An 18,204-nucleotide genomic window follows, 5' to 3' on the forward strand; every position below is an offset into this window, starting at 1 on the left:
GCCACCCGCCGGACACGTCTCGGGAGCAGACCGTACCGGTCCGGGCCGACCCGGGGCGCTCCGGAACCCTCGGGGAGGGCAGCCGCTTCCACGCGGAACAGACGGCAGCCGCTTCCGCACCGGAGGAACAGCAGCCGCTCCCGCACGGAACAGGCGCCGGCCGCTCCCCTACGGCAGGGGCGTCCGCCGCCTCCCGAGGTCCGCCGACGGGTCCTGGCGCCGGGAGCCGCCGCCCGGCGTCACCGACCGGCCGGCAGGGCGGCCGGCAGCGCAGCCGGCTCCAGCAACCGCACCGCCACGTCCGGCTCGAATCCGCTGTCGTACGCGACCCGCCGGGCGAACTCGGCGACGCCGGCCAGCTGCCGCTCGCCGAGCGAGAAGTCCAGTGCCTCGCTGAAGTACCGCTCCAGCACGTCCGGCCCGAAGGACTCCCAGCGGGCGGCCTGCTCGGCGACCTTGGCGGCCTCCACCAGGGAGAGGTCGCGGGACTCCAGGAAGGCCCGGTGGACGGCCGCGGTCAGCTCGGGGCGGCGCTCGGCGAACTCGCGGCGCACGGCCCAGACCGCGAAGACGAACGGCAGGCCGGTCCACTCCTTCCACATGGCGCCCAGGTCGTGGACGGTCAGCCCCAGGTCGGCGGCCTGCCCGAGGTAGGCGCGCAGTGCCGGGTCGCCGATCAGGACGGCGGCGTCGGCCTCGGCCAGCATCGCGCTGAGCTCCGGCGGGCAGCTGAAGTAGTCCGGACGGACGCCCTCGCGCTCCTCCAGGAGCAACCGGGCCAGTCGGACGGAGGTGCGGCTGGTGGAGCCGAGGGCGACCCGGCGGCCGTCGAGGTCGGCGAGCGGGACCTTGCTCACGATCAGGCAGGACATCACCGGGCCGTCGCTGCCGACCGCGATGTCGGGCAGCACCAGCAGGTCGTCGGCGTTGCGCAGGTACTCCACGCAGGTGATCGGCCCGATGTCCAGGGAGCCGTCGACCAGCTGGTCGCTCAGCTTCTCCGGAGTGTCCTTGGTGAGGTCGAGGTCGAGCAGGTTGCCGGTCCTGGCAAGGCCCCAGTAGAGGGGGACGCAGTTCAGGAACTGGATATGGCCGACCCGCGGCCTGACCGGCGTGTTTTCCTGAGGCTCCCGCGTTTGCGCGTCCGCTGCCACTGCGCCGCTCCCTTGCTGTTCGTACGCCTCCCCGCAGGGTATGCCCAGTGGTCACGACGGTCGGCACCGGCCACCCGACACGCCCGGGTGCGCCCTCAACAGGCCTTCCCCCGCCCGGCTCCCGGCCTTCACGACACGCGCCGTCCGCACCACGAGCGACCCCTGGTCGTCACAGCGACCGCATGCTAGCGTTGCCCTCAGTTGCAGTTTGATTCCCCTTGCAGTACTTGAAGCCTGCGGAGCATGTAACCGCAGGCTTTTTGTAGTTTTTCAGCAATATCGAAAAACTTCGGACTCGTCCGGAGGCAGGGCGATCAGCGCAGCGGACCGGGTGTCACACGGTGTGGCCCCCGACACGCATCGCAAGGAGAACGGCATGGCTCAGGGAACCGTCAAGTGGTTCAACGCTGAGAAGGGCTTCGGATTCATCGCCCAGGATGGCGGCGGCCCCGACGTCTTCGTCCACTACTCCGCCATCAACGCGAACGGCTTCCGTTCGCTGGAGGAGAACCAGACGGTCACCTTCGACGTCACCCAGGGCCCGAAGGGCCCGCAGGCGGAGAACGTCACCGCTGTCTGACAATCCTCTGATGTTCTGATCGCTCGGGACCCGTACGGGTCCGCCGGCGGCTCCCGACAGCCGTCACCATGAGCACAAGAGCAGCACCCAAGGGGGCCTGCCCATCGCGGCGGGCCCCCTGCCTTTCCCCAGGGCCGGCCGACGGCCGCCCAGAAGCCGACGGCCGCCCAGAAGCGGAGCACCCCACCACAGCGGGCCACCCACGCGACGAGGGCCTGTTCCCGGCACCGTACGGCGCCGGGAACAGGCCCTCGTCTGTCTGGAACGTCTGGAACACACCTCCGCGGAGGCCCCGTCGATGGGCTCCGGTCAGACCGCGGCCGGCGTCTTCACGCCCGCCTGCTCCGGGGCGACGGCCTTCGGCGCGTCCTCCTCGTACAGGTCGCCGGAGGGGTTGTTGTACGCCGCGACGTCCAGGATCTTCTCCCGTGCGGCGACCACCACCGGCACCAGCGCCTGGCCGGCGACGTTGGTCGCGGTGCGCATCATGTCCAGGATCGGGTCGATGGCGAGCAGCAGGCCGACGCCCTCCAGCGGCAGGCCCAGGGTGGACAGGGTCAGCGTCAGCATGACGATCGCGCCGGTCAGGCCCGCGGTGGCGGCCGAGCCGACCACCGAGACGAAGGCGATCAGGACGTAGTCCTTGATGCCGAGGTCGATGTTGTAGACCTGGGCGACGAAGATCGCGGCGACGGCCGGGTAGATCGCGGCGCAGCCGTCCATCTTGGTGGTGGCGCCGAACGGAACGGCGAAGGAGGCGTACTCGCTGGGGACGCCGAGGCGCTCGGTGACGCGGCGGGTGACCGGCAGGGTGCCGACCGAGGAGCGCGAGACGAAGGCCAGCTGGATCGCGGGCCAGGCGCCCTTGAAGAAGTGCAGCGGGTTGAGGCCGGCGGCGAAGCGCAGCAGCAACGAGTAGACGACGAACAGCACCAGCGCGCAGCCGACGTAGATGTCGAGGGTGAGCGTGGCGAAGGGCTTGAGCAGGTCCCAGCCGTACTTGGCGACGGACTTGCCGATCAGGCCGAGGGTGCCGAGCGGGGAGAGCCGGATGACCCACCACAGGGCGGTCTGGGTCAGCTCCAGCACGGACTCGCTGAGCTTGAGGACGGGCTCCGCCTTGGCACCGAGCTTGATGATCGCGGCGCCGACCACGACCGCCATGAAGACGATCTGCAGGACGTTCACCTTGACGAAGGCGTCGACGATGTTGGTCGGGAAGATCCCGGTCAGGAAGTCGATCCAGCTGCCCTGGGAGTCGAGCGCCTTGAGGCCCTCGGTCTTCAGGTTGGTGCCCTGGCCCGGGTTGGTCAGCAGGCCCAGGCCCAGGCCGATGGCGACCGCGATCAACGAAGTGATCATGAACCAGAGCAGGGTGCGGGTGGCCAGGCGCGCTGCGTTGGTGACGCCCCGCAGGTTGGCGACGCTCACCACGATCGCGGTGAACACCAGCGGCGGCACGGCCAGCTTCAGCAGCTGGACGAAGATCTTGCCGATCGTCTCCAGGGTGGTGGCCAGCCAGGAGATGTCGGCGGCGCGGGCCAGGTAGCCGAGGGCGACGCCGAGCACGAGGCCGGCGACGATCTGCACCCAGAACGGCGTCTTGCGGATGCGGGTGAGCACGGACGGCGACGAGGTCGCCTCGGGCGCTGTGGACATGGGGGTGCGACTCCGGGGGAGGGCGTTGCTGACGGTGGGGTGTGGGCGGAGCAGGCGGCACGGCAGGGGGCCGGACGGGAGAGGTCGCGGACCCCGTTCAGGGGCGTGCCGCCGAGATACAGCTCGAGCCGGCACGGGGCGTGGCGCGACAACGGCGCGGGCTGTCCACAGCACCGGTCAGAGCGCACGGGCGGGCGGCGCCGGGCAGCGGGCCCGGGCCGTGCATCCGCAGTGCGTCTGAGGTGGTCACGGCCGATACGTTAGCAGTAAAGGTTTGAGATGTTCAAAGTAGTTGTTTGAGATCGGGCGACAACCGGCCACCCCTCGCCGGCGATCTCCGGACACGAACGAACCTGACGCCCCATCAGTTCTGATCCCGGGGCGGATTGACCGGGCGCAGTTATACGTATAACCTTCACGGTGTCCCCGCCCCCTCCCCTGCCCTGACCGGAGAACACCACCGATGGGCTACCTCGCCCTGCTCCGCGCCCCGCACGTCACCCGACTCCTGCTCGGCACCCTGCTCGGCCGCCTGCCCGCCGGTATGACCGCCCTGGTGATCGCCCTCGCCCTGCGCGAGGCCGACGTCCCGTACAGCCGGATCGGGCTGGCCACCGCCGCCTACGCGATCTCCGCCGCGGTCGGCGGGCCGGTGCTCGGACGGATCGTGGACCGCACCGGCCAGCCGCGCGTCCTGCTGGTCTCCGCCGTGGTGGCCGGCGGGGGGTACGCGCTGCTCGCCCTCGCCCCGGCCTCCCCGCTCGCCGCGCCGCTCGGCGCCGCCGTCGCGGGCCTCGCCATGCCCCCGTTGGAGCCCTGCCTGCGCTCGCTCTGGCCGGACGTCGTCGACGAGGAGCAGCTCGACACCGCCTACGCCTTCGACTCCGCCTCCCAGCAGGTCCTCTACGTCGCCGGACCGCTGGCCGTTGCCGGGATCTCCGGCCTGTTCAGCCCCGTCGCCGCACTCTGGGTGGCCGCCGGGCTCGGGCTGGCCGGCGCGCTGATCGTGGCCACCGCCGGACCGGCCCGCGACTGGCGCGCCCCCGCCCGTGGGCACTCCGCCGGACTGCTCGGCCCGCTGCGCTCCCCCGGCCTGGTGCTGCTGCTGATCGGGCTGGCCGGCGCCGGCTGGGCAGTCGGCGCCCAGAACGTGCTGTTCATCGCCTACGCCGAGCGGCACGCCGACGGGCTGCCGGGTGGCGGCGGCACGCTGCTGGCCCTGGCCGCGCTCGGCGGCCTGCTCGGCGCACTGGCCTACGGCGCCGTCAACTGGCGCCGGACCACCGCGACCCGCACCTGGATGATGGCCCTCGCGATGGCCGCCTCCTACCTTCCGCTGGTGGCACTGCCCGGCCCGTACCCGATGGCCGCGCTGGCCTTCCTCTCCGGCATCGTGCTCGCCCCGCTGCTGGCGGCCGCCTTCGTGCTGGTCGCCGAACTCGCACCGACCGGGACGGTCACCGAGGCCTTCGCCTGGCTGGTGACCCTGTTCGCCACCGGCAACTCGCTCGGCTACGCCGTCTCCGGCCACCTCGCCGAGGGCTCGCTCCGCTCGGTGGCCCTCTGCGCGGCCGGCGGCATCGCACTCGGCGGCCTGCTGCTGTTCGCCGCCCGGGGCTCGTTCCGCACCACCCCGGTCACGGCGGCGCCGCAGCCCGTCCCGGTGGGCTGAGCGGCCCCCACGAGCGACTGCGCCCGCCGGGGGTCTGGCCCGGCGGGCGCAGTCCTGTCAGCCGGGGACGGCCGACGGCCCCCTGGCGTCCCCGCGAACGCTCACGCCACGGCTCAGCGCGCCATCGGCGACAGCCGGGTCCGCAGGGACAGCCGGGTCAGCCAGGTCCGCAGGGCCAGCAGGTCAGCCGGGACAGCCGGGTCCGCAGAGCCACTCGGGCCAGCCGGGTCATCTGCCCGACCGACCAGGACGACGCACCACCCGGCGAGGTGCTCAGCGCGCAGCCGGGGCGGTCGAGGAGCGCAGCACCAGGGAGGTGGCCAGCGGCGCGACCGGCTCCACCCGCTCCCCGCGCAACAGCCCGGCCAGGGCGGCGGCACCCGCCCGGCCCAGTTCCTCGCCCGGCAGGTCCACGGTCGTCAGCGGCGGCGCGAGCAGTCCGGAGACCGCGACGTTGTCCATGCCGACCACGGAGAGGTCGTCCGGCACCCGCAACCCCCGCTCGGCCGCGGCCTGGTAGACCCCGGAGGCGACCACGTCGTCGTCGCAGATCACCGCGCGCGGACGGTCCTCCCGTTCCAGCAGCTGACCCGCGACGCTCCGCGCAGCGGCGTACCCCTCGTTCAGACTGACCCCCAACTCGAGGACGTCCAGGCCGAGTTCGCGCACCGTCTGCTCGAAGGCCGCCTGCCGGACCCGGAAGGTGTACGCGGCGTGGGTGGAGCGCAGGTGGCCGATCCTGCGGTGGCCGAGGGCGGCCAGGTGCTCGACGGCCGCGCGCATGCCGCCCGCCACGTCGAGCTCGACGGTCGGCCGCGCCCGGTCGGTGCCGGGATCGGCATCCAGGAAGACGGCGGGGGTGTCGGCGGGCAGCTCACCCAGCTGGCTGTCGTCCGGGGAGCAGATCAGCAGGCCGTCGAAGCGCCCGGCGGTGGCGGCCTCGGCGAGCGTGGCGCTGCCCCAGCCCGAGCTGACCACGACCGCCAGCCCGTGCCGGCCGGCCTCGTGGTGGACGCCCTCCAACACCCGGCCGAAGAACGGTCCCTGGAGGTTGGGCACGGCCAGCATGATCATTCCGCTGCGGCCCAGCCGCAGCTGGCGCCCGGCCGCCTGCGGGCGGTAGCCGAGGCTGCGGGCGGCCTCCCGGACCCGCTGGCGGGTGGCCTCGGAGACCCGCCGCCCGGCCTCGGCGCCGGAGAAGACCAGCGAGACGGTCGCCTGCGAGACCCCGGCGAGCCGGGCCACGTCCCGCCCGGTGGGGCGGCGTACGGGAGCCGGCCACGTCCCGGCCCCGCTCCCACCGGGCCGGTCACGGTCACCGGACCGCTCGTCGTCAGCGGGCCGCTCGGCGGCGGCACGGGGATCGGCAGCACGGGAACCGGCGATGTCGGAATCGGCGACGTCGGAATCGGCGGAGCGGGGATCAGCGGGCGGCACGGGCGGGCGGCGGCGCTGCGAGCCGGGTCAGTTCCGGCCTGCGGTGGCCGCGCGGGTCGCGTCGTCCACCGCGTCCTCGGCGGCGTTCTGCGCGGCGATCCGCTCGGCGGTGCGGCTGCGCAGCCCGGCGACCTTGGAGGAGATCTGCGAGGACATCTCGTCGCGCTGCTTGCTCAGCAGCACGTAGCTCAGCGGCGCGGAGGCGACCGCGGCCAGCAGGAACAGGAAGATCACTCCGGCCTCGCCGCTGACCGGGATGACCTGGAAGTGCCCGAGCAGCAGGGCCACCAGCAGGCAGCCCAGGAAGATGCTGACCCGCATGGAGGTGTAGCGGAGCGTGGCGTGCGACTTCTGCGGGCCGTTGCTGCTCACTGGGACACTTCCTTCTCGTTTCGGGCCGGCGGGTCCTCCAGTCAAGCATGCCTGACGGCGGGAGCGGGTCAGGGGTCCGCCGTACCCGGCTGCCGCGGCCGTCCGGCGGGCCGGATCAGCGCAGGTCGAGCCACATGGTGATGTCGTCGCGGTCGTCACCGGGAGCGACCCGGATCGCGGCCGGCACCCGGCCGACCTCGCGGTAGCCGCTGCGGGCGTAGAAGTGCTCCAGGCCCATGCCGCCGCGTGCCGTCAACCGCAGCGATTCCAGACCCCACTCCCGGGCGACCCGCTCGGCCTCGGCGAGCAGCCGGGCGCCCAGGCCGAGGCCCTGGTGGTCGGGGTGCACCATGACCCGCTTGAGCATCCGCCAGTGCGCCATCGGCTCGAACCGCATCGACGCGAAGACCAGCATCCCGACCAGCCGGCCGGTCGCGCTGTCGTGCGCGACCAGCAGCCGGTCGGGGCCGTCCGGGGCGATCCCGGCGAACTGGCGGTCGGCGGTGTCCCAGACCTCGTCCTCGGTGACCGGCGCCACGAAGCCGACCGCGCCGCCGGCGTTGGTCACGTCGGTCCACAGCCGGACGACGGCGGTGCGCAGATCGGGGTCGAGCTTCGGGTCCAGGGTGAAGGTGAGCGCCATGATGCGGAGCCTAGACCTCCGATCGAACACACCGGCGAACAGCCCGCACGACCGGACGGACACTGTTCACCGGACGGACACCGTTCACCGGACTGATGCCTACGACCAGGCGCCCACCACCGGCCGGCCGCAGCCCTACGGCAGTGCGGCCACCGCTCGCTCCGCCGGGCGTCCGGTGCACAGCGCCAGGCAGAGCCCGACCGCGACCGCGCACAGCGCGCCGGCGCCGTACCAGGTGAGGTCGTAGTTCCCGAGCGCGTCGCGGGCCAGGCCGGCCAGCCCGGCGACGACGGCCGCGCCGATCTGGTGGGCGGCCAGCACCCAGCCGAAGACGATCGGGGCGTCCTCGCCGAAGTGGCGGCGGCACAGCGCGACGGTCGGCGGCACGGTGGCCACCCAGTCCAGGCCGTAGAAGACGACGAAGGCGGTGATGGGCGGCTCGAGCGAGCCGGCGAGCAGCTGCGGCAGCAGGAGCAGCGACATGCCGCGCAGCCCGTAGTAGACGGTGAGCAGGAGCCGGGAGTCGACCCGGTCGGTGAGCCAGCCGCTGAACACGGTGCCGGCCACGTCGAACAGGCCGATGAGGGCGAGCAGGCCGGCGGCGGCGGTGACCGGCATGCCGTGGTCGTGCGCGGCCGGGATGAAGTGGGTGCCGACCAGGCCGACGGTGGTGGCGCCGCAGATCGCGAAGGAACCGGCCAGCAGCCAGAACTGCCGGGTGCGGGCGGCGTCGCGCAGGACCCGCAGCGAACGGGCCAGGGCGCGGCCGCCGTTGGCGGGGGCGGGTGGCGCCTCGGTCGCGCCGTACGGGAACAGGCCGATGTCCGCGGGCCGTTCGCGCATCAGCAGCAGCACGGGCACGGCGACGGCACAGGCGGCGAGCGAGACCACGACCACGGCGGCGCGCCAGCCGTGGTGCTCGACCAGCCAGGCGCCGACCGGCAGGAAGACCAGGTTCCCCGCCGCTCCGGCGGCCGTCAGCACCCCGGTGACGAAGCCCTGACGGGCCTGGAACCAGCGGCCGGTGATGGTGGTGGCGAAGGCGCCGGCCATCGAGCCGCTGCCGAGGCCGACCAGCACGCCCCAGCAGAGCACCAGTTGCCAGGGCTGGCGCATCAGCATGGTGAGTCCGGCGCCGACCGAGATGGTCAGCAGGGCGCAGACCACCACCAGGCGCACGCCGAAACGGTCCATCAGGGCGGCGGCGAAGGGCGCGGTGAGGCCGTAGAGGGTGAGGTTGACGGAGGTGGCGCTGGAGATCGTCCCGAGCGACCAGCCGAACTCGTTGTGCAGGGCGTCCATCATCAGGCTGGGCGTGGAGCGGAAGCCGGCCGAGCCGAGCAGGACGAGCAGGGCGACGCCGGCCACCACCCAGGCGTAGTGCACCCGGGGGCGCTTGGCGGGAACGGGCCGGTCGGCCACGGGCTCGTCGGAAACAGGCCGTTCGGCCTCGGCCCGGTCGGAAACGGCCCGTTCGGCCTCGGGCCGGTCGGAAACGGCCCGGTCAGGACCGGGACGGTCAGGAGCAGTGGGGGCGGGGACGCTGCGTTCGGTCACGGGGACGAGTGTCCCGAGCGGCCGGCGCCCGGACGAGTGGCCTGAATGACAGCTTTCGCAAGGATCGGGCCACGACTCCGGCGTACCCTGGCCCGGAGCCACCCACCGCCGGAAGGACAGGACATGGCGCACCTGGTCGCGGTACTCGCGCTGGAGGGCGTGATCGCCTTCGAACTCGGCATCCCCGCCCGGATCTTCGGCAGCGCGAGGGACGGCGACGGGCAGCCGCTCTACGAGGTGGCCACCTGCACGGTGGACGGCGGCCCGGTCGGCACCAGCACGGACTTCCGGATCGCCGTCGACCACGGCCCGGAACTGCTGGAGCGGGCCGACACCGTGGTGGTGCCGGCCTCCCGCGACACCTCCCCGAGCGTGGTCGACGCCGCCTTCACCCCCGAACTGGCCGCCGCGCTGCGCCGGATCCGGCCGGGCACCCGGCTGATGTCGATCTGCACCGGCTCCTTCCTGCTGGCCGCGGCCGGTCTGCTCGACGGCCGGCCGGCCACCACCCACTGGAGCTACACCGACCGCTTCGCCCGGATGTACCCGCAGGTGAAGTTGGATCCGGACGTGCTCTACACCGACGACGGCGACGTCCTCACCTCCGGCGGAGTGGCCGCCGGGGTGGACCTCTGTCTGCACGTGGTGCGCCGCGACCACGGCAGCGCCGTGGCCAACGCGGTGGCCCGCAGCTGCCTGGTGCCGCCGTGGCGGGAGGGCGGTCAGAAGCAGTACGTCGAGGCCCCGAGCCCGGTGGAGACGGGCGTCCTCAGCACCACCGCCGTCCGCGCCTGGGCGCTGGAGCACCTGGACGAGCCGCTGTCGCTGCGCCAGCTCGCCGACCGGGCGGGCATGAGCGTACGGACCTTCACCCGGCGGTTCCGGGAGGAGACAGGCGCCAGCCCGGGCCAGTGGATCACCACCCAGCGCACCGAGCGGGCCCGCCAGTTGCTGGAGCGCACGGACCTGACGATCGACCAGGTGGCCCGGGAGTCCGGGTTCGGCACCGCCGCGTCGCTGCGGATGCAGCTGCGCGGCCGCCTGGACGTCGCGCCGAGCGCCTACCGGCGCACCTTCCGGACGGTGCCGGCCGGCGGCACCGGGCCGGCCGTGCGGCGCGCTTCCTGAGTGACGCCGGGGAAAGGACGGACGGGTGGCCGGAATTGAACGCTTCCCGGTCGCACCCGGACGGCAGCCGGCCGCGCGCACCCCCAGCGCGGCGCGGCGGGCCACCGTCCGATCGCGACGCGCGGGCCGCGAGCCCGCGCCGGGCCCTCCGCACTCGCCGAGGAACGGCCCGCGACCGGCAGCCCACGGCCCCTTCTGCTGACGCGTTCCCCCTGGACAGCAGCACCGTGGCGGCGGACGGACTTCCCTCGGCGTCCCCTCGCAACGGAGAGCCGCACCCAAGCGTGATCAGTCGGATACGTCACGTCAATGGGTAGTCCGAAATTCGGAATGGTTGCGTCACCTTTCGGCCGGTGATCAGCACCGGCCGACTACCGTGCCGAAAGCCGTTATTGCGCCAAAGCCGCCCAGTCCGCGCCCGCCAACGGGTCCGCCGGGCGTGCATCGGCACCGATCTCGCACCACACCCGCTTGCCCGTACCGTCCGGGTGCCAGCCCCAGCGTTCGCAGAGCAACTCGACCAGTTCCAGACCCCGGCCGTTGGTGGCGTCCTCGTCCGCGCCCGCGTGCCGCGGGGCCGGGGCCGTCCGGCTCGCGTCGGCCACCTCCACCCGCAGCGGGCCGGCCGGACGGGGCTGCGCCGCGTCACCGGCCATCGGCAGGCAGAGCCGCAGCACGGCCGGACAGCCGGTGTGCACCACGGCGTTGGTCACCAGCTCCGAGACCACCAGCACCACCGTCTCGGCCATCGGCGCGTCCGGGTCCACACCGTGGTTCAGCAGCCGCGAGCGCACCCACCGACGGGCCCGGCCGACCTCGGCGGGGTCCGCCTGCACCGCAAGCTGTACCTGAAGAACCTGCACCGCTCCACCACCCGCACTCGCAGTTCGGCCGTCGTCCCGATCGGGCCGGGTCGGGCCCGGATCGACCGGCCGACGGCCCTCGCACATCGCCCGTTGCCACCCGGGCCCGGCCGGGCGCTCGCCGACCCGTCCGCCCGGCGCCCACTCGTCCGCGCCAACTCGCCGGCCGCGCAGCGGCGCGACACGAATACGCCTCAGGATGGGTGGGCGGACGGACGGCAGCAAGGGCTTCGGGCATATTCCGGCGATCGGGGGACGGGGCAGTGCATACTGTCCCGTTCATTCTCGCGAGCCTCGCACCGGCGCTCGCCCGGCCCGGTCCGACCGGCCGTCACCCGGGGCGCCTCCGCCGGTCCGCCGCGGACACGCCCTGGCGGGAACCTACCGCCGGACGACCCCCGCGCCCGGCCCGCCACTCGCGAACCACCCGTACGACATATGTCCAGCGGGCATCGAACAGCCCCACCGCCGGACGCCCTTCGCCGAGCGCCCCGCCTCCGGATGCCCCGCCTCCGGATGGCCGGCCACCGGGCGCCCCGCCTCCGACACCCGCCTCCGGGCGCCCCGCCGGCACTCCGGCCGTCCGCCCGCGTTCCGGGGCGGACCATCCGCAAGGCGGGGTTCCGTTCTTGCCGGATTCCCTCCCGCCGGCGACCGGCCGCGGGATACCGTTGGGTAACGCCAGCGGACCGGTCGGAAGGGTGGTTCCCGATGGCCACCCAGGACCGGAACCCGAGCTGGGACGAACAGTTGCGGTGGCGCCTCGCCCGCGGCGAGGAGACCGCCCTCGGCGAACTCTACGACCAGCTCGCGCCGATGGTGCACGGCCTGGCCGGCCGGATACTCGCCGACCAGGGGTCCGCGGCCCAGCTCACCCGCGAGGTGTTCGCCCACGTCTGGGAACACCCCGAGGACTTCGACCCGGCCCAGGGTTCGTTGCGCTCCTGGCTCGGCGCGCTCACCCACCGCCGCGCGGTCGAACGGCTGCGGGCCCGGCGGGCCGCCGAGTGGACCAGGGGCGGCGGCGCCGGCGCGAGCGAGGAGGAGATCCGCGCCGTTGCCACCGCCGCGCGCGTACAGTACGTGGTCGACTCCTTGCCCGGGCCCCTGCGTGTGACCATCGCGGTGACGTACTACGACGGCCGCACCTACCAGGAGACGGCCCGACTGCTGGGCATCAGCGAACAGGCCGCCAAGCAGCGGATGCGGCTCGGGCTGGAACTGCTGGCCACCGAACTGGCCGACGAAGCGGCTGACGAAGCGGCTGACGGACCGACCGGCGAGGCGGCTGACGGACCGACCGACGGAACCCCCGACCGGCGCGCCCGTCAGGACCGCGGCGAGGACCACGGCAAGGACGGCGGCAAGGACCGCGGCAGGAACGAGGACGGGAACGGGTGAACACCTCCGAGGAGCACCACGACGCGCTGCGCTCGCTGCTCGGCGCCTGGTCCCTCGGCGCCTGCCCGCCGCACGAGGCCGCCGAGTTGGAGCAGCACCTTTCCCGCTGCCCGGAGTGCGCCACCGAGGCGGCCCGACTCCGCGAGGCGGCCGGCTGGCTCTCCCTCGACGAACCGCTGGACCAGCCCGGCGCCCTGCGTCAGCAGGTGCTGGACTGGTGCCTGGCCCGTCGCCCGGCCGAACTGCCCGTCCCCGCCTGGGGGATGCCGTACACGGCGGAGACCGCCAAGCTCGACGCGCTGCTGCGCGACCTCGGCCCGGAGGAGTGGCAGGAGGTGGCCGAACTCCCGTGGCACGGCGGCACCGAGCGGCTGCGCCCGGCGGAGGTGCTGGGACGGCTGACTGCCGTGGACGGTGTGCTGGCGCTCGCCCTCGGCCTGCCCGACCCGCTGTCCACCGGTATCGGCACCCCCACCGCGGACGCCGCCGCGACCGCCACCGGCGCCTCCCCCGCCGGACCGCCCACCATCCGCTCCGCCGGGCCGTCCACCACCCGCTCCGCCGGGACGCGCCCGCCGGTCGAGCGGCGGGTGCCGCCGCAGGAGCCGGTCGCTCCGGCGCCGCGGGTCCCGCCGCAGGGCGGCCCGTACACCGCGATCACCGCGCGCACCGCCCGGCTGCTCGCCGACCAGGCCGGCCTGCCCCCGCAGTCGGTGCGCTCCAGGTGGCGGCGGCAGACCCACGACCTGGTGCGCGGCGCCGCGCTCGCCCCGCAGGGCGGGGCCCCGGTCGACCTCGGCTTCGCGGTGCTGCCGCTGCGGGACGCCTTCGTGGACCGCGCGCTGGAGTGCTACGTGCACGGCGAGGACGTGGCCCGCGCGGTGGCCTACCCGTACGGGCCGCCGGCTCCGCAGCACCTGCGGCAGATGGTGGGGCTGGTGGTCCGGCTGCTGCCCCGGGCGCTGGCCGGGCTGCGCGCGGCCCGCCCCGAGCACGCCGGGGCGCCGGTGGCCTCGGTCGGCGGGCCGCCGACCGGCGCCGCCGCGGGCGGCCGACGGCTGCGGCTGGTGGTGGACGGCCCGGCGGCGGGTGAGTGGCTGGTGCCGCTGGACGCCGAGGAGACCGGTCCGGCGGGCGGGGAGCCGGTGGCCTCGATGGTCCTGGACGGCCTGGAGCTCTGCCAGTTGGCCGCCGCGCACCGCGACCCGGACCGGCTGCCGGTCGGCGAGCACGGCGACCGGGCCGCGGTGCGCGAGGTGCTGCACGCGCTGCCGCTGCTGTCCCGACGATGAAGCGGCAGCGCCTGTCCCGACGGTGAAGCGGCAGCACCGCAAGAACGGCGCACCGCAAGAACGGCGCGCCGTGGAGCAGCGGTCAGGCGAAGACGACCGTGCGGGTGCCGTCCAGCAGCACCCGATGCTCGCTGTGCCACTTGACCGCGCGGGCCAGCGCCTGGCACTCGACGTCCCGGCCGAGCGCGACCAGCTGGTCCGGGCTGACGTCGTGGGTGACCCGGGCCACCTCCTGCTCGATGATCGGCCCCTCGTCCAGGTCGGCGGTGACGTAGTGCGCGGTGGCACCGATCAGCTTCACACCGCGGGCGTGCGCCTGGTGGTACGGCTTGGCGCCCTTGAAGCTCGGCAGGAAGGAGTGGTGGATGTTGATCACCCGGCCGGACAGCTCGGTGCAGAGCCGGTCGGACAGCACCTGCATGTAGCGGGCCAGCACGACCAGTTCGACCTCCTCCTTGGCGACCAGGTCCAGCAGCTGCTGCTCGGCCTCGGCCTTGGTGTCCCTGGTGACCGGAATGTGGTGGAAGGGGATGCCGTAGCTCTCGGTGAGGTCCTGGAGGTCGGTGTGGTTGGAGACCACCGCGGCGATCTCCACCGGCAGCGCGCCGATCCGGGTGCGGTAGAGCAGGTCGTTCAGGCAGTGCCCGAACTTGCTGACCATGAGGATGATCCGCATCCGCTGGTCGGTGGGGTGGATCTGCCAGTCCATCCCGAAGGAGGCGCCGATCGCGGCGAAGCTGGCCCGCAGCTTGTCGGCGGTCACCGGCTCGGACGCTGAGAAGTGCACCCGCATGAAGAACAGGCCGCTGCCCCCGTCCCCGAACTGCTGGCTGTCGATGATGTTGCAACCGGTCATGAAGAGGTAGCTGGAGACAGCGTGGACGATGCCCTGCTTGTCGGGGCAGGACAGCGTGAGGACGTACTGGGCGCTGGCCGGCTGCTGTTCCACTGGGGGTATCCCGTCCTGAGGTCGTTGCGGTTGTGGACGGTCCAGCGTGTCACATCCTGGACAGCCGCCGCCCCGCTGCCCGTACTGCGGGACGGCGCTGCCCGCCGGAGCGCCTCAGACCTGGGTCAGGATGCGCAGCACTTCGAGCGACTTGGGCGCCGCGTCCGGGTCGTCCCCGTCGCCGACGGCCAGTGCGACGTGCGCCTCCCGGGCGGCCCGGACGGTCTCCGGCCAGCCGGGGTGGCCGAGGTAGGCGGAGGCCGGGGCGTCCGCGCCGACCTCGTGCAGCGTCTGCACGGCGCGCAGCACCGCGACGTCGACCAGGGCGGCCTCGGCGGAGTCCCGGAAGATCGTGCCCACGTACTTCTCCGCCGACCAGCGGTCCAGCCAGGTGTCCTCGACGAGGCGGTAGACGGCGTCGGTCACGTCCCCGTACCCCTCGCGGCCGGCCAGCCAGGTCTCCTGCTGGAAGCCGGGGTCGGACAGCATGTGCAGCGCCGAGCGCAGTCGGGCGCGCCAGCGCCACCAGGGCAGGTCGTTGAGCGGCATGCCGCCCATGGTGCTGGAGCGGTGGCCCGGACGAGAAGGGTTTCGGGCGGACCGATGCGAAGAATCTGTGCTGGCGGACATGGTCGACGATCGTACGTTCCCCGTCCGTTCGTACTCCACTCCCGATCTACACGCGTACCGCATCGGATTTCAGCTTCCGTTCGCCGTTCGTTCGCACTTCGGCCCTCTCGCCTTGTGGCTCCGGGGCTTGGCTGGATCCGGTGCGCCGGATGGCGCCCAGAGAGGGAAGACCGATGACCAGCCGAAGGGACTCGCTCCAGGATCGTCCCCCGATCGTCCGCCGCCGCCGTCGCCGGCGCCCGATCGCCGCCGCGGTGAGCGCCGCGGCACTGCTCCCCGCCCTCTTCTCGGCCTCCGCGTGCGGCGGACCGGCCGGTGCCTCCACCACCGACGACGCGCTGACCGTGATGACCTGGGCCCCCTCCGGCACCGGCTCGGCGAACCGTCCCGGGATGACCGCGCTCGCCCAGGCGATCGGCAAGGACGTCAACCTCAAGGGCGGCCTGAACGGCCACCGGTTGAACGTGATCACCTGCAACGAGCACAACACCGCCGACGGAGCCAAGGCCTGCGCCCAGCAGGCGGTGGAGGCCAAGGCGGTCGCCGTGGTCGGCTCCTACAGCCAGTGGGGCGACGCCTTCATGCCCGTGCTGGAACGCGCCGGCATCCCGCTGATCGGCGGGTACGGGCTCTCCCAGCCCGAGTTCTCCAGCCCGCTGTCCTACCCGGTGGACGGCGGGATGCCCGCGCTGATCGCCGGCAGCGGCCGCCAGCTGGTCGAGGCCGGCTGCAAGGCCGTCGCCCTGATCCGCCCGGACACCCCGGCCGGCGACAGCCTGCTCGGCTACCTGGGCAACGCGCTCAAGCCGGCCGGGATGAAGCTGCTGGACGTCAAGGCTCCCGAGCAGTCCTCCGACTACACGCCGGTGGCCCGCAAGGCCATCGGCAAGGACGAGCCGGGCAACTGCGTCACCAGTGCCATGGCCGCCGAACCGACCGGCAACCTGCTGGACGCCTACCGGCGGCTGTCCCCGAAGAACACCCGGATCGCCTCGGTGATCGGCAGCGTGCAGCAGTCGGTGGTCGACTCCACCGGCGGGGACAGCGGCCCGCTGGCCGGCGCGTTCGTCGCCAGCTGGTACCCGCCGGAGTCGGCCAAGACCTGGGACGGGCTGCGCGGGGTGGTGCGCGCCGACACCACCGGCGGCCAGACCATCGACGTCTCCGACCCGGGTGTGCAGACCACCTGGGTCGCCTACGAGGTGTTCCGGGCGGTCGACGACAAGCTGGCGGCGGCCGGGAAGCCGACCACCGCCAAGTCGATCGCCGCACTGCTGGACAGCGGCGAGGGCATCGACGTCGGCCTCACCCCGCCGCTCAACTGGGGCACCACCAACATGCTGCCCAGCACCGAGTCGCCGCGGCTGGTCAACACCTGGATCACCTACCAGGTGGTCAGGAACGGCCGGATGACCCTGCAGCAGCCGGGCTTCGTGGACATCCGCTGGGTGCTCACCGGGAGCCGGCCCCCGGCCTGACCCGGGCCCGACCCCGGCCCGACCGCAGCGGGGCGCGAACGGGCGGGTCCTTCCGGGCCCGCCCTGCTCCGTTCCCGGACGGCCGCGGCGCGGACGGCACCTTCCCGGACGGCTGCCCTCCCCGACGCCCGCCCAACGGCCGCCCTCCCGGACGGCCGCCGCCCCTACAGGTCGCCGTCGCTGCGGCTGGGCAGCCCGGCCTGGGTGGCGATCGCGTTCCACAGGGTCGAGGCCTGCTTCTTCGCGGTGGTCGCCGTGCCGCTGGCCTGGACGGCGTTCTTGTAGTGCTGGTTGCCGGTGTCCGGCTTCTTCGGGTCGCAGGAGGACTGGGCGTCGGTCGCCCAGGCCGCGTACTCGTCGTCGGCCTGCGCCGAGGCCGTCCAGGCGGCGTTGAGCTGGTCGACCAGCTGCTGGCCACCGGGCAGCTTGTCGGTCTTCAGCTGGCCGAGCTTGGTCTGCAGCTCGCGCCGCTTGCCGGCCGCCGCGGCCAGGGCCTGCTGCGACTCGGGCAGTTTGTCGCACTTCTGCACCGAGGCGACGGCGGACACCACCGAGCTGCGGCTGTCGCTCGCCGTGCCCAGCAGGTCCGAGAGCGGCTGGGCCTGGGCCTTGACCTCCGGGTCGACCGCGGCGCCGGAACCGCTCGCGCTCCCCTTGCCGGAAGCGCTGCTGCCGGCCGCGGCCACCGGGGTGGTCTTCTGGGCGCCCTTGGTGTCGCCACCACCGCTCATCAGCACGGCGACCAGCACGCCGGCCGCCGCGCAGCCCGCCACCACACCGCCGATGATCAGCTTGCCGGACGGGCGGCCGCCGCGGAGGGACCCGCCGCCCTGGGTGGCGTCCGGGTCCGCTCCGTGCCCGCGGGCCTCCTCGCCGTAGCCCTGCGCGGCGTACACCGGCTGCTGCGGCGGCTGCGGGGCGTAGCCCTGGTACCCGGGCGCGGCCTGCGGCGGGACGCCGTAACCGGGCTGCTGCGCGGGGTAGCCGCCGCGCGGGTCGGCGGCCGGGTACGGCGGCAGGTGCTGGGTCTCCGGGGCCTCGGGCTGCGGGACGCCGTAGCCCTGCTGCGGTGCGGCGCCCCACGGGGGCTGCTGGGCCGGGACGCCCTGGGGCGGCATCGTGTGCGCACCCTCGCCGAGGTACTCCGGCTGCCCGGACGGCTGCCCGACCGGCGGCACGGCCGTGGGGCCCTGCGGTTGGCCCGGCTGACCCTGCGGCTGGCCCGGCTGGCCCTGGGGCTGGCCGGGCTCGGGGCGGAACAGGTCGTCCAGGTTGAAGTCCCCCGAGTTGGGGTACGAGCGGCGCTGGCTCAACGCGATTCCTCACCTGGGCCGGACCGCGCGCTGACGGCGGACCACATCTCGTCGGTTCTTGGGAGCATCACAGTTC

General features: G+C 73.7%; 16 protein-coding genes. 6 read left to right on the forward strand and 10 right to left on the reverse strand.

Going from position 1 to position 18,204, the window contains the following annotated elements; all coding sequences use genetic code 11:
- Positions 1-239 precede the first annotated feature (239 nt).
- Complete coding sequence (locus ACGF07_RS14310) at positions 240-1,154, reverse strand: menaquinone biosynthesis protein (protein ID WP_350740279.1); 915 nt, start codon at positions 1,152-1,154, stop codon at positions 240-242.
- Positions 1,155-1,530: 376 nt separating this feature from the next.
- Between ACGF07_RS14310 and ACGF07_RS14315 the strand changes: the two genes are divergently transcribed.
- Positions 1,531-1,734, forward strand: coding sequence for a cold-shock protein (locus tag ACGF07_RS14315; protein ID WP_188301247.1), 204 nt, complete (start codon positions 1,531-1,533; stop codon positions 1,732-1,734).
- A gap of 309 nt (positions 1,735-2,043) precedes the next feature.
- Here the strand turns inward: ACGF07_RS14315 and ACGF07_RS14320 are convergent, their stop codons facing one another.
- Positions 2,044-3,393: a dicarboxylate/amino acid:cation symporter gene (locus tag ACGF07_RS14320; protein ID WP_392898481.1), complete on the reverse strand. Its 1,350-nt coding sequence runs from the start codon at positions 3,391-3,393 to the stop codon at positions 2,044-2,046.
- Positions 3,394-3,856: 463 nt separating this feature from the next.
- Between ACGF07_RS14320 and ACGF07_RS14325 the strand changes: the two genes are divergently transcribed.
- Positions 3,857-5,065 (forward strand): MFS transporter, encoded by a 1,209-nt coding sequence (locus ACGF07_RS14325; protein WP_350738698.1) that lies wholly within the window; start codon positions 3,857-3,859, stop codon positions 5,063-5,065.
- 273 nt (positions 5,066-5,338) lie between these two features.
- On the opposite strand, the gene ACGF07_RS14330 is transcribed toward ACGF07_RS14325, so the two are convergent.
- The 4 genes from ACGF07_RS14330 to ACGF07_RS14345 form a co-directional block, all read right to left on the reverse strand.
- On the reverse strand, positions 5,339-6,310 hold the full coding sequence (locus ACGF07_RS14330; protein WP_350738701.1) for a LacI family DNA-binding transcriptional regulator: 972 nt from the start codon (positions 6,308-6,310) through the stop codon (positions 5,339-5,341).
- A 219-nt stretch (positions 6,311-6,529) separates the two neighbouring features.
- Positions 6,530-6,874: a DUF4229 domain-containing protein gene (locus tag ACGF07_RS14335; protein WP_350738704.1), complete on the reverse strand. Its 345-nt coding sequence runs from the start codon at positions 6,872-6,874 to the stop codon at positions 6,530-6,532.
- Between the two features lie 115 nt (positions 6,875-6,989).
- Complete coding sequence (locus ACGF07_RS14340; RefSeq protein WP_350738707.1) at positions 6,990-7,517, reverse strand: GNAT family N-acetyltransferase; 528 nt, start codon at positions 7,515-7,517, stop codon at positions 6,990-6,992.
- Between the two features lie 135 nt (positions 7,518-7,652).
- The gene (locus ACGF07_RS14345) at positions 7,653-9,074 is read right to left on the reverse strand and encodes an MFS transporter (protein WP_392898485.1); all 1,422 of its coding nucleotides are present in this window, start codon (positions 9,072-9,074) and stop codon (positions 7,653-7,655) included.
- A gap of 123 nt (positions 9,075-9,197) precedes the next feature.
- Here ACGF07_RS14345 and ACGF07_RS14350 point away from each other — a divergent pair, with 123 nt between their 5' ends.
- Complete coding sequence (locus tag ACGF07_RS14350; RefSeq protein ID WP_350738713.1) at positions 9,198-10,202, forward strand: helix-turn-helix domain-containing protein; 1,005 nt, start codon at positions 9,198-9,200, stop codon at positions 10,200-10,202.
- Positions 10,203-10,591: 389 nt separating this feature from the next.
- Here the strand turns inward: ACGF07_RS14350 and ACGF07_RS14355 are convergent, their stop codons facing one another.
- Positions 10,592-11,065, reverse strand: coding sequence for an ATP-binding protein (locus tag ACGF07_RS14355; protein ID WP_350738716.1), 474 nt, complete (start codon positions 11,063-11,065; stop codon positions 10,592-10,594).
- A 711-nt stretch (positions 11,066-11,776) separates the two neighbouring features.
- On the opposite strand from ACGF07_RS14355, the gene ACGF07_RS14360 reads away from it, so the two are divergent.
- Both ACGF07_RS14360 and ACGF07_RS14365 read left to right on the forward strand, forming a co-directional pair.
- A complete protein-coding gene (locus tag ACGF07_RS14360) occupies positions 11,777-12,466 on the forward strand; it encodes a sigma-70 family RNA polymerase sigma factor (RefSeq protein ID WP_392898488.1) in 690 nt (229 codons plus the stop codon).
- Positions 12,463-13,758, forward strand: coding sequence for a zf-HC2 domain-containing protein (locus ACGF07_RS14365; RefSeq protein ID WP_392898491.1), 1,296 nt, complete (start codon positions 12,463-12,465; stop codon positions 13,756-13,758). Before ACGF07_RS14360 ends, ACGF07_RS14365 begins: the two co-directional genes overlap by 4 nt.
- A gap of 82 nt (positions 13,759-13,840) precedes the next feature.
- Here ACGF07_RS14365 and purU read toward each other — a convergent pair whose 3' ends face one another.
- Both purU and ACGF07_RS14375 read right to left on the reverse strand, forming a co-directional pair.
- Positions 13,841-14,716, reverse strand: a complete 876-nt coding sequence (gene purU / locus ACGF07_RS14370) for a formyltetrahydrofolate deformylase (RefSeq protein ID WP_392898606.1) — start codon at positions 14,714-14,716, stop codon at positions 13,841-13,843.
- Positions 14,717-14,821: 105 nt separating this feature from the next.
- Positions 14,822-15,337, reverse strand: coding sequence for a hypothetical protein (locus ACGF07_RS14375; protein ID WP_350738727.1), 516 nt, complete (start codon positions 15,335-15,337; stop codon positions 14,822-14,824).
- Positions 15,338-15,510: 173 nt separating this feature from the next.
- Here ACGF07_RS14375 and ACGF07_RS14380 point away from each other — a divergent pair, with 173 nt between their 5' ends.
- Entirely contained in the window at positions 15,511-16,815 is a 1,305-nt protein-coding gene (locus tag ACGF07_RS14380; protein ID WP_392898494.1) for an ABC transporter substrate-binding protein, read from the forward strand.
- A gap of 164 nt (positions 16,816-16,979) precedes the next feature.
- On the opposite strand, the gene ACGF07_RS14385 is transcribed toward ACGF07_RS14380, so the two are convergent.
- Positions 16,980-18,128: a hypothetical protein gene (locus ACGF07_RS14385; protein ID WP_392898496.1), complete on the reverse strand. Its 1,149-nt coding sequence runs from the start codon at positions 18,126-18,128 to the stop codon at positions 16,980-16,982.
- Positions 18,129-18,204 lie beyond the last annotated feature (76 nt).

Source organism: Kitasatospora sp. NPDC048194 (assembly GCF_043202455.1).
GTDB lineage: Bacteria > Actinomycetota > Actinomycetes > Streptomycetales > Streptomycetaceae > Kitasatospora.

What these genes read in the sequence shown, in the direction of transcription:
- ACGF07_RS14315 (WP_188301247.1), top strand. Translation starts at nt 1,531, where the DNA reads ATGGCTCAGGGAACCGTCAAGTGGTTCAACGCTGAGAAGGGCTTCGGA.
- ACGF07_RS14320 (WP_392898481.1), bottom strand. Translation starts at nt 3,393, where the DNA reads ATGTCCACAGCGCCCGAGGCGACCTCGTCGCCGTCCGTGCTCACCCGC.
- ACGF07_RS14325 (WP_350738698.1), top strand. Translation starts at nt 3,857, where the DNA reads ATGGGCTACCTCGCCCTGCTCCGCGCCCCGCACGTCACCCGACTCCTG.
- ACGF07_RS14340 (WP_350738707.1), bottom strand. Translation starts at nt 7,517, where the DNA reads ATGGCGCTCACCTTCACCCTGGACCCGAAGCTCGACCCCGATCTGCGC.
- ACGF07_RS14350 (WP_350738713.1), top strand. Translation starts at nt 9,198, where the DNA reads ATGGCGCACCTGGTCGCGGTACTCGCGCTGGAGGGCGTGATCGCCTTC.
- ACGF07_RS14360 (WP_392898488.1), top strand. Translation starts at nt 11,777, where the DNA reads ATGGCCACCCAGGACCGGAACCCGAGCTGGGACGAACAGTTGCGGTGG.
- ACGF07_RS14375 (WP_350738727.1), bottom strand. Translation starts at nt 15,337, where the DNA reads ATGTCCGCCAGCACAGATTCTTCGCATCGGTCCGCCCGAAACCCTTCT.
- ACGF07_RS14380 (WP_392898494.1), top strand. Translation starts at nt 15,511, where the DNA reads ATGACCAGCCGAAGGGACTCGCTCCAGGATCGTCCCCCGATCGTCCGC.